This is a genomic window from Streptomyces kebangsaanensis, assembly GCF_001906585.1.
Taxonomy (GTDB): Bacteria; Actinomycetota; Actinomycetes; order Streptomycetales; family Streptomycetaceae; genus Streptomyces; species Streptomyces kebangsaanensis.
On sequence record NZ_JUJA01000010.1, the window covers coordinates 3,394 to 13,560 of the forward strand.

9 protein-coding genes are annotated in these 10,167 nt (G+C 71.9%); 5 read left to right on the plus strand and 4 right to left on the minus strand.

What is annotated here, in order from left to right; genetic code table 11:
• The coding region (locus RH94_RS00540; protein WP_107428586.1) for an MFS transporter at positions 1–1,302 on the minus strand (1,302 nt) is incomplete at its 3' end.
• Positions 1,303–1,603: 301 nt separating this feature from the next.
• On the opposite strand from RH94_RS00540, the gene RH94_RS00545 reads away from it, so the two are divergent.
• The 4 genes from RH94_RS00545 to RH94_RS00560 all read left to right on the plus strand — a co-directional run bounded on the left by RH94_RS00545 (position 1,604) and on the right by RH94_RS00560 (position 6,235).
• Entirely contained in the window at positions 1,604–2,062 is a 459-nt protein-coding gene (locus tag RH94_RS00545; RefSeq protein WP_158073000.1) for an AtaL-like protein, read from the plus strand.
• 134 nt (positions 2,063–2,196) lie between these two features.
• On the plus strand, positions 2,197–3,840 hold the full coding sequence (locus tag RH94_RS00550) for an FAD-binding oxidoreductase (protein ID WP_073945710.1): 1,644 nt from the start codon (positions 2,197–2,199) through the stop codon (positions 3,838–3,840).
• A gap of 77 nt (positions 3,841–3,917) precedes the next feature.
• On the plus strand, positions 3,918–5,564 hold the full coding sequence (locus tag RH94_RS00555) for an FAD-binding oxidoreductase (RefSeq protein ID WP_073945720.1): 1,647 nt from the start codon (positions 3,918–3,920) through the stop codon (positions 5,562–5,564).
• 89 nt (positions 5,565–5,653) lie between these two features.
• Positions 5,654–6,235 carry a TetR/AcrR family transcriptional regulator gene (locus tag RH94_RS00560; RefSeq protein ID WP_073945711.1) on the plus strand — a complete coding sequence of 194 codons (582 nt, stop codon included), beginning with the start codon at positions 5,654–5,656 and terminating at the stop codon, positions 6,233–6,235.
• Positions 6,236–6,283: 48 nt separating this feature from the next.
• Here RH94_RS00560 and RH94_RS00565 read toward each other — a convergent pair whose 3' ends face one another.
• The gene (locus tag RH94_RS00565; protein WP_234425415.1) at positions 6,284–6,901 is read right to left on the minus strand and encodes a ScbR family autoregulator-binding transcription factor; all 618 of its coding nucleotides are present in this window, start codon (positions 6,899–6,901) and stop codon (positions 6,284–6,286) included.
• A 153-nt stretch (positions 6,902–7,054) separates the two neighbouring features.
• Between RH94_RS00565 and RH94_RS00570 the strand changes: the two genes are divergently transcribed.
• Positions 7,055–8,023: a ScbA/BarX family gamma-butyrolactone biosynthesis protein gene (locus tag RH94_RS00570; RefSeq protein ID WP_079188849.1), complete on the plus strand. Its 969-nt coding sequence runs from the start codon at positions 7,055–7,057 to the stop codon at positions 8,021–8,023.
• A gap of 100 nt (positions 8,024–8,123) precedes the next feature.
• Here RH94_RS00570 and RH94_RS00575 read toward each other — a convergent pair whose 3' ends face one another.
• Together RH94_RS00575 and RH94_RS00580 are read right to left on the minus strand one after the other, a co-directional pair.
• Positions 8,124–8,891 (minus strand): SDR family NAD(P)-dependent oxidoreductase, encoded by a 768-nt coding sequence (locus RH94_RS00575; protein WP_073945713.1) that lies wholly within the window; start codon positions 8,889–8,891, stop codon positions 8,124–8,126.
• A 16-nt stretch (positions 8,892–8,907) separates the two neighbouring features.
• The coding region (locus RH94_RS00580; protein ID WP_234425417.1) for an FAD-dependent oxidoreductase at positions 8,908–10,167 on the minus strand (1,260 nt) is incomplete at its 5' end.

Sequence of the window (10,167 nt, forward strand, 5' to 3'; positions counted from 1 at the left end):
CGCGTCCGCCGCGGCCCCGCCTCCGTCCCCGTGGCCCGCGGCGTGCGAGACGGCGAGCGGTACGAGGACGGCCAGGCCGACCGGGGGCCCCACCTCCATGGCCGTGTTCACGACCCCTCCCACCAGGCCGGCCTCCTCGGGCGCGGTCCGCTCCACGGCCCACACGGTCGCCCCGGAGAAGGTGAGTCCGGCACCGACCGGGAAGAGCGTGACTCCGACCAGGAGCGGACCCCAGTACGACGAGTCCGCGCCGAGCCTGCTCAGCAGCCCCATTCCCGCCGCTCCCAGGGCCAGTCCCGCGGCCGTCAGGCCACCGGGCCCGAACCGGCGCGCGGCCGGGCCGCCGACGGCCGCGGTGAACAGCACCGCGAGGACGGACGGAAGGAAGGCCGCCGAGGTGCGCAGTGGTGAGTAGTCCAGCGTCTTCTGGAAGTAGAGCGCCAGGAGGAAGAAGTACGTCGCCATCGCGGCGGCCGTCAGGCCGATGGCGAGCAGCGCCGCCAGCCTGCGGGCCGACGCCAGCAGGGCCGGCGGTACCAGCGGCCGGGACGACCGGGCCTGGGCCACCGCGAACAGGGCCAGGCCGAGGGCGCCGACGCCGATCCACACCCAGTCCGACTCCCCCAGGCCGAAGATGAACGCGGCCAGCCCCGCGGTGATGAGCAGGGCACCCGGCACGTCAAGCCGTTCGGGCCGACGTGCGGGCCCCGTGGGCAGCAGCGGCACGCACAGGACGATCACCGCGGAGACGACGGCCGGCGCGACGAACACCCAGCGCCACTGGGCCCAGGAGAGGATCAGCCCCGACAGGATGTTGCCGGAGCCGGCGCCGATGCCGGCCAGCACTCCCCAGACCGCCAGCGCCCGGGTGCGCCGCGCCGCGTCCGGGTAGACCGCGTTGAGCAGCGCCATCGCGGAGGGAGCCGCGAGGGCCGCGCCTACGCCCTGTGCGAACCGGGCGGCCACCAGGACCCACAGCGTGGCGGCGGCCGCCGCCGTGAGCGAGGCGGCGCCGAAGACGGCCACCCCGGTGACGAACACCGCCCGGTGCCCGAGCAGGTCGGCGAGCCGGCCACCCAGGACCAGCAACCCGCCGAACGACAGGCTGTAGGCGGAGGTGGCGAAGACGAGGTCCGTGTCGGTCAGCCGCAGGTCCCGCTGGATCGCCGGCAGAGCCACGGTGATCACGGTGATCGTCGCAATGAGGGTGATCTGGACGGCACCCAGGAGCGCAAAGGACAGCCCAGGCCGCAACCGGGGCGGAGCCGGCGCGGGCGAGGTGTCCACAGAAACGGAACCCATAGTTGACTACTCATTCCACTATAGGGGCGGACAGCTCCGAATTTCCCTACGATCACGACGATCGAAAGCTAGCACATGCTTGAACGATCGGTCCATATTCCTTCCGGGCGGTCCCGGCGGAACGCGATGCGAGCAGGTGCTTTCCGGTCAGCGGTGAGCCGGCGGCGGGGCTGCCGCGGGTCATGGGTGGCGACCATGCTGCCCAGCCGTGAGGCGCAGGAGATCGCACGTTCATGCGATGTCCCGGCGCGGTGGGCCGACCAGACTCCGGGGTGAGCCACGGACAAGGAGGCACTGCCTTATGGCCACATTCAGCTGGACGCTCCCCGTCGTCGGCCCGGGCGAGGACCCGGTCGGGCCGGACGCCGACCAGGTCTGGGAAGGGCTGGTGCACAAAGCGGAGCACCCCAGCCCGTACGTACCGGCGGTGACGGCCTGCCGCGTCCTGGAGCACTACGACGACGGTTTCCTCCGCGAGATCACCGTCCGCGACACCGACCGGGTGCACGAGCGCGTCACCTTCGAGCACCGCGAGCGCGTGGTCTTCCGTCCGGTCGACGACCCCTGCATCGAGCAGATCGTCAACGAACTCGGCAAGGACGAGACGGGCCGCCCCACGCTGACCCTGCGCGTCACCCTCAGCCCCGCCGGGGTCGAGAAGGCCGAGCAGACCCGCTACTTCCTGCACGAGACGGAGCGCTACTTCTCGGACGCGCTGCAGTTCATCGTCGACGGCCTCGTCAAGCGCCATGCGCGCTGACACCCGCGCCGGCCGATTCCCCCGTCCCCTCCCCCCACAGGACACCGGAGCATGCGACCCCCACACCCCGTACCTCCGTGTACCGCACGCCCCCCGCCCGACCTGCCAGGACCTCTGAAGAGGAGAACCACACGATGCCAGGCCACTCCCGTCGCGCGTTCGTCAGAGATGTCGCGCTGGTAGGCGGCGCGACGGTCGTCCTGCCGGCCGTCGCCGCCACACCGGCCGCCGCCCTCACCGGGCCGCCGAAGGCCACCGCCGCGGTCGCGGCCGAGGGAGCCGGGTCCGCCGTCGTCACGGTCCGCCCCGGCGACCGCCGCTACCCCGACCTGACCTGGGGCAGCAACCAGCGCTGGGTGGGCACCCCGGACACCGTGCAGTTGGCCGGCACGTCGGCCCAGGTCCTGGCCGCCGTCCAACAGGCCGTCAACAGCGGCAAGGGCTTCGCGGTGCGCAGTGGCGGCCACTGCTACGAGGACTTCGTCACCAGCGACCGCATCCGCACGGTCATCGATCTGTCCAACCTGAACGAGGTCGGGTACGACGAGACCCGCCGGGTGTTCTACGTCGAGCCCGGTGCCCGCCTCGGCGACGCATACCGGGCCCTGTACCACCGGTGGGGCGTCACCCTGCCCGGCGGCAGCTGCCCGACCGTGGGCGTCGGCGGACACGTGGCAGGCGGCGGGTACGGCCCGCTGTCCCGGCGGCACGGCCTCGTCGTCGACCATCTGTGGGGCGTGGAACTGATCGTCGTCAACTCCGCCGGCCAGGCGTCGAAGGTGGTGGCCACCCGCGAGGCCGACGACCCCAACCGCGGCCTGTGGTGGGCGCACACCGGCGGTGGCGGGGGCAACTTCGGCGTGGTCACCCGCTACCTGTTCCGTTCGCCCGACGCCACCGGCACCGACCCGGCCGGCCAGCTGCCCAAGCCGCCGTCCGAGGTCATCGTCTCGAACGTCACCTGGTCGTGGAGCGACATGACCGAGGCCGCGTTCACCCGCCTGCTGCGCAACTTCGGCAAGTGGTACGAGACCAACAGCTCGCCCGACTCGCCGTACGCCACGCTCTTCAGCCAACTAAAGCCTCAGCACAAGTCAGCCGGTTCGTTCTCCATGACGACACAGATCGACGCGTCCGTGCCGAACGCCGCCGCGCTGCTCGACTCCTACCTGGCCGCCGTCAACGAGGGCACCGGTGTCGCCTTCCGGGTGGACGACCGCCGCAGGATCTCCTGGCTGCACGCGGTCACCCAGTGGCCCGGTTTCACCGGCACTGACACCACCACGCGCTTCAAGGGCAAGTCGGCCTACATGCGGCGCGGGTTCACCAACGCCAACCTCGGGGCGTTCTGGAAGCACATGACGCGCACCGACTACGCGCACCCCGCGTCACTCGTCATGATCACCGCGTACGGTGGCAGGGTCAACACCGTCCCGGCGGCGGACACGGCGGTTCCGCAGCGCGACTCGATCCTCAAGCTCCATTACGCGAGCTTCTGGACCGACCCCGCCGAAGACGCCGCTCACCTGCACTGGATCCGCTCCTTCTACCAGGACGTGTATGCGGCTTCCGGCGGTGTGCCGGCCTCCAACGCCGACACCGACGGCTGCTTCATCAACTACGCCGACGCGGACCTCGCGGACTCCCGGTACAACGTCTCGGGCATCCCGTGGCACGAGCTGTACTTCAAGTCCGGTTACCGGCGGCTGCAGACGGTCAAGGCCCAGTGGGACCCGAAGAACCTCTTCCGTCACTCGCTGTCGATCAGGGCGGTGTGACCGTGGCCTCCCGCACTCCTTCCCCCGGCGGCCGCGCCGGTGCCCCCTCGGTCGCCGACTGGTCGCGCCGACGCCTGATGGCCGGTGCGGCCGCGCTGGCCGGCGCCGCGGTCCCGGTCGCCGCCGGCAGCGCCGCCGCCTCGCCGGCCGCAGCCGGAACGACGGAGGCGACGCCGTTTCCGGCCGTCTCCGTCCGGCCCGGCGACGCCCGCTACCCCGACCTGGTACGCGGCGTGAACCAGCGCTGGACGGCCCGGCCGGAGAGCGTGCGGCTGGTCGCCACCACCGAGCAGGTGCGCGACGCGGTCCAGCAGGCGGCCGACGCGGGCAAGCGGCTCACCGTGCGCGGCGGCGGCCACTGCTACGAGGACTTCGTCTTCAACGACGCCGTCGAGACGGTCATCGACCTCTCGGAGATGACCGCGGTGCGCTACGACGAGCAGCGCGGCGCCTTCGAAGTCCAGGCCGGCGCCACGCTCACCGATGTCTACGAGCGTCTCTACAAGGCCTACGGAGTCGTCGTTCCGGGCGGTGTCTGCTACTCGGTCGGCGTGGGCGGGCACGTCAGTGGCGGCGGCTGGGGAATGCTCTGCCGCCGGGACGGCCTGATCGTGGACCATCTGTACGCCGTCGAGGTGGTCGTCGTGGACGCCCGGCACCGGGCGCGCGTGGTGGTCGCCACCCGTGAGCGGGACGACCCCCACCGCGAACTGTGGTGGGCGCACACCGGCGGTGGCGGGGGCAACTTCGGCGTGGTGACGCGGTACTGGTTCCGCTCACCGGGCGCGACGGGCGCCATGCCCGGCTCGCTGCTGCCCAGGCCGCCGGCCGAGGTGCTGCTCAGCGCGGTCTCCTGGCCCTGGGGGGAGATGACGGAGCAGGCCGTCACCCGGCTGGTGCGCAACTACGGCGCCTGGCACGAGGCGCACGCCGCGGCCGGCGGCCCGTACGACGGGCTGGTCGCCAACCTGAGCCTGAACCACCGCTCCAACGGTCAGATCGGCCTGCTGACCCAGATGGACGCGACGGTCCCGGACGCACGGGGACTGCTGGACGCCTTCCTGCGGGCCGTCTCCGACGGGGTGGGTGTGCCCCACGGCGCGGTGACCGACGCGATGGGCGAACACGGACCGATGCCGGAGTTCGCCACGCCCCGGCGGCTGCCCTGGCTCCAGGCCACGCGCTACCTGGGAGTCACCAACTCGGTCCTGGTCGATCCGACCCTGCGCGGCGACCACAAGTCGGCCTACCTGCGCCGCAACCTTCCCGAGCGGCAGATCGCCACGATGTACCGGCACCTGACGCGCACCGACTTCACCAACCCGAACGCCATGGTGCTCCTCAGTTCCTACGGTGCGGCCGTGAACTCCGTGCCACGGACCGCCACCGCCTCCGTCCACCGCGACTCCGCGTTCAAGCTCCTGTACCAGGCGTACTGGCACTCGGCCGACGAGGACGCCGCCAACATCACCTGGCTGCGCGACCTCTACGAGGACGTGTACGCGAGCACCGGTGGCGTGCCGGTGTCCGACCGGAACACCGACGGCTGCTACGTCAACTACCCGGACATCGACCTGAACGACCCGCGCCGCAACCGGTCGGGCGTGTCGTGGAGCACGCTCTACTACGGCGAGAACTATCCGCGCCTGCAGCGTGTGAAGGCCGCCTGGGACCCGACCGACTTCTTCCGGCACGGCCAGTCCGTCCGGCTGCCGGAACGCTGAGCCCCGCGTCCCCCGGGAAGGCCCGCCCTCGATTCGACGAGTGCGGGCCTTTCTGGATTGCTCGGTCTGTTTGTTGTTAGCCTCGGTGTATGGCCAGAACCAAGGAATTCGATCCCGACGTGGCGCTTCAGCGCGCGATGGACCTGTTCTGGGAGCGGGGCTACGAGGCGACCTCGATGGCCGATCTCGTCGAGCACCTGGGTATCGGCCGGGCCAGCCTGTACGGCACCTTCGGCAGCAAGCACGACCTGTATCTGGCCGCCATGCGGCGGTATCTGCGGGGCAGCGAGGCGGGCTTCGTCACGGCGCTCTCCCAGCCGGGCCCCGCTCTGCCGGCCGTACGCGCCTTCGTGGAGAGCTGGGTCACCGAGGCCCTGACCGACCCCGGCCGCCGGGGCTGCCTGGTGGTGAACGCGGCGGTGGAGCTGTCCCCACGCGACCCCGAGGTCGCCCGCCAGGTGGAGGTGAGCTGGAGCGTCGTGGAAACGGCGCTGGTCTCCTCCCTGCTGCGGGCCCAGGCCCAGGGCGAGCTGGCCGCCGACAAGGACCCGCACGAGATCGCCCACTTCCTGCTCGTGGTGATGCAGGGGGTGCGGGTGATCGCGCGAGCCGCCCCGGACGCCGAGCGGCTGCGGGCCGCCGCCCGCCTCGCGCTGGCCGCGCTGGACTGACCGCCCGCGCCAGGACCTCGCAGCGCGAACCACGCGGGAAGCGCGTCGTCAGGGAGCCTCCTGCGCCGCCGCGGCCACCCGGGCGCCGCGTCCGGCCTCGGTGTCCAGCCTGGCGAGCACCGCCGGTACCGCGATCGACGGCAGCAGGTGGTCGAGCAGCGTACCGATGTGATGCTCCAGATCGTTGCCGTCGGGCACCCCGTCCAGGACGAGCGCGACCCCGGTCCAGCTGCTCATCACCAGCCGTGCCGTCCGGCCCGCGTCCACGTGCGGCAGCGTCTCGCCCCGGCACTTGGCGTCCTCCAGGATGCCGGTGAGCAGTTCGATCCACTCCGGCCACGCCGTGCGCACGCTCCGGCGCACCCCGTTGTCGACCGCGAGCCGCAGCGCCGCGGCCAGCACGGGCTCTCTCGGCAGCCGGTAGGCCAGCGCCATCGCCGCGTCGACCACCTCCTGGAGCTTGAGGATCTGCGGCCGCACCCCTTCGGTCGTGACCGCCTCGTCCAGCACTCCTTGCGCCAGTTCCTCCTTCGAGGCGAAGTGGAAGTAGACGGCGCCCCTGGTCAGCCCGGCACGGTGGGTGATCTCGCCGATGCTCGCGCCCTCGTACCCGTGCTCCAGGAATGTCGAAGCAGCCGCGTCCAGCAATCGCCTGCGGGTGCGCATGCCACGTGCCTGCGATGCCACTTGCGTCCTCGTCTTCAGCTCGGAAGGAAACATCGGAAGGAAATAATGGAACGCTGATTATGCAATCTACTCCGGGGTAGGACCCCGTCAGGTCCCCGCCCGGGGATCGATCAGCGTACGGGGGGACACGACGTGCCTGAACTGCTGTCCGTGCACGGCGGCCAGCGGGGGCGGGACGCCGCCGGAGCCGGTCCGCGCGACGACTCCGAACCGGAGTGGTCCGACGACATACCCATCGACCGCCTTCACCTCACTCATCGTTCCTCGGTGCATCTGACGCACTGGGCCAGGACCGGGCCGGCCGAGTTCCGGTTCACCGCCGCCTGGCCCGAGGCACGCGGTGGCCGTGCACCCGTCCGCACGGTCCACGCCGGGCCCGACCCGATGCTCGTGACCGCCACCCACCGTCAGGCCGGTCTGCTCATCGCCCACTCCGCGTACGCCGTGCCCCGTACCGACGCAACGCTGCTGCAGCGTCTGAACCTCACCGTCGACCCGGACCAGCCGCTGCCGGCGCACGGCCCCGTCGCGCTGGACGTCGTCGCCCGCTGCGCCGAGACCGGCCGACGCCGGGGCACACCGGCCGGTCTGCGCATCGAGACGGAGATCCGGCACGCGGGCGCGCCGCTCGCCCGGGTCGACTCCGACTTCTCCTGGATGTCCCGGGCCGTCTACCGCAGGCTCCGGGGCGACAAGGCCGACGCCGTCTGGGACGTGGTGCCGCCCCAGCCCGTGGACCCGGCGTCGGTGGGCCGCGCCACCACCCGTGACGTACTGCTCGCTCCCGCCGCGCCGGGACGCTGGCAGCTGCGCAACGAGACACGGAACCTGCTGCTGTTCGACCACCGAGTCGACCATGTCCCCGGCCTGGTCCTGGTCGAGGCCGCCCAGCAGGCCGCCCGGGCACTGGCCGGTCCGGGTTTTCAGCCGGTGTCCGCCGCCAACGCCTTCGAGAACTACGTGGAACTGGACGAGCCCTGTCTGATCGAGGCGACCGCCCGGCCGGTGGACGGCAGCGGCGCCGTCACCGTGGACGTGGTGGGCCGGCAGGCCGGGCAGGTCTGCTTCCGCAGTGCCGTGTCCGGTCGGCCGCCGGGCTGAACGGACCCGCGGAGAAGCGGTCCGGCCGCCGTCACACGGCTCCGTCCGCTCCTCGTCACGACCGGGCCGCCCGCCGTACGACATGGCCCGTGCCCTTCGGTCAGCCGTTGGTGAAGCCGCCATCGACAGGCACCACGGCGCCGGTCAGGAAGGGTGAGCGGTCGCTGCACAGCCAGGCCGCCGCCTGGGCGATCTCCTCGGGTGCCGCGATCCTGCCCTGCGGTGTGACGCCGGTGATCGCGTCCTCCAGGCCCGGGTTGCGGCCGAACCAGTCCTCGGTGATCTCACTGCGGGTGGCTCCGGGCGCGATGGCGTTGATCCGAATGCCGTGCGCCGCGTACTCGCTCGCCGCCGCCCTGGTCAGCCCCACGACCGCGTGCTTCGCGGCCACGTAGGGGGCCGCGGCGGGGATCGCCACCAGCCCTCCCACACTGGCCGTGTTGACCACGGCCCCGCCTCCGTCCAGCATCGCGGCGATCTCATGCCGCAGGCAGTTCCAGAGCCCGCGCACGTTGGTGTCCATCACCGTGTCGTACACGGCGTCGTCCATGAGGTGGAGCGGCGTCCGGTCACCGCCCACGCCCGCGTTGTTGAACGCGGCGTCCAGCCGGCCGTGCCGTTCGACGGTGTGCCGCACGGCGTGCGCGGTGTCCTCGGGGCATGTCACGTCCGTCACGACGTACGAGGCGTCGCACCCCTCGTTGCGCAACTCCCGCACCAGCTTGGCGAGCCGCTCCTCCCGGCGGGCGGCGAGCACGACGGTGGCACCCTCCAGGGCGAAGACATGGGCGGCGGCGGCTCCTATACCGCTGCTGGCTCCGGTGATGAGGGCCACTTTGCCGCTGAGCAGTCGGTGGGTGTCTGTCACAGTCACAGTCTTTCCTTCAAGCAGACGTGGTGCCGGGCGTCTTGGCGCCCTCGGCCGGTTCACCGAACCAGCGCCGTAGCGTCGCGTGCAGTCCCTCGGCGTCCGGCCCGCCGATCGGCGCGCTCCAGGCCGCGTAGCCGTCGGGGCGCAACAGGATCGCGTCCGCGGGCAGTTCCTCCTCCGGGTGGGCCGTTACGACGTCCACCCGTCCGGCCCAGCCCACGGCGGCCTGCCGTACATCCGCCCGGTTCGCCAGATCGAGCAGCACCGGCCGCCCGGGGCGCAGCAGCGCCGCCAGGCTGGTCGTGCCGTCAGCCGTCTTCAGCCGCGTCTCGGGAATGAAGCGTCCCGCCAGCGGATCCGCGGGCCGCCCGACGTCGTAAGCGATGTCCGCGCCGCTGACCATGCCGGCCAGATACGCGTTGACCTCCGCCACGCTCATCAGATCGGCGAACAGCCGGCGCAGGGCGTCGGTGGACGGACCGGGGTGCATCAGTGCCACCTGGGCACGGACGTTCTCCAGCACTCGAGCGGCGACGGGGTGCCGCTCCGCGTGGTAGGTGTCGAGCAGCCCGGCCGGCACGTCCCCCCGCACGCAGGCGGCCAGTTTCCATCCCAGATTGACGGCGTCCTGCAAGCCGGTGTTGAGTCCCTGGCCGCCGGCCGGGAAGTGCACGTGCGCGCTGTCCCCGGCCAGCAGGACGCGTCCGGCGCGGTAGCGCTCCGCCTGCAACGCGGCGTCGCTGAACCGGGAGAGGTGGCGGGGCGTGTCCATCTCGATGGGGTGGCCGATGATCCGCTCGACCTCCGATCTGAACTCCTGGAAGGTGACCGGGGAGTTGCGGTCGGGATGCGGGCCACGGAAGTCGTATGTGCCGATGCGGCTGTGGCCTGCGGGGTTGACCCAGAAGATGGTCCAGCCGCGCGGGGTGCGGTGCCAGCCGCTCGGTGCGCTGCGGGGATCGGCCAGCCGGACCTCCCCCATCAGGCAGGAGATCGTCGGCAGTGTGCCGATGAACGCGATACCGGCCTGCTGCCGCACCACGCTGCGGGCTCCGTCGCATCCCACCACCCAACTCGCCCGTACGGTCCGCTCCTGACCGCCCTCCTGTCGTACCGCCAGCTCGACTTGCCGGTCCGTCTCCACCACGCCGGTCACCTCGGCGCCCCGCACGACCCGCGCGCCCGACCGGAGAGCGCGCCGGGCGAAGACCGCCTCCGCGTAGGCCTGCGGACTGCCCACCAGTGCGGGGAACTCCTCGATCACCGGGGCCAG

Coding starts and splice junctions, on each gene's coding strand:
- RH94_RS00550 (WP_073945710.1), top strand. CDS start 2,197: ATGCCAGGCCACTCCCGTCGCGCGTTCGTCAGAGATGTCGCGCTGGTA.
- RH94_RS00560 (WP_073945711.1), top strand. CDS start 5,654: ATGGCCAGAACCAAGGAATTCGATCCCGACGTGGCGCTTCAGCGCGCG.
- RH94_RS00565 (WP_234425415.1), bottom strand. CDS start 6,901: ATGCGCACCCGCAGGCGATTGCTGGACGCGGCTGCTTCGACATTCCTG.
- RH94_RS00545 (WP_158073000.1), top strand. CDS start 1,604: ATGGCCACATTCAGCTGGACGCTCCCCGTCGTCGGCCCGGGCGAGGAC.
- RH94_RS00555 (WP_073945720.1), top strand. CDS start 3,918: ATGGCCGGTGCGGCCGCGCTGGCCGGCGCCGCGGTCCCGGTCGCCGCC.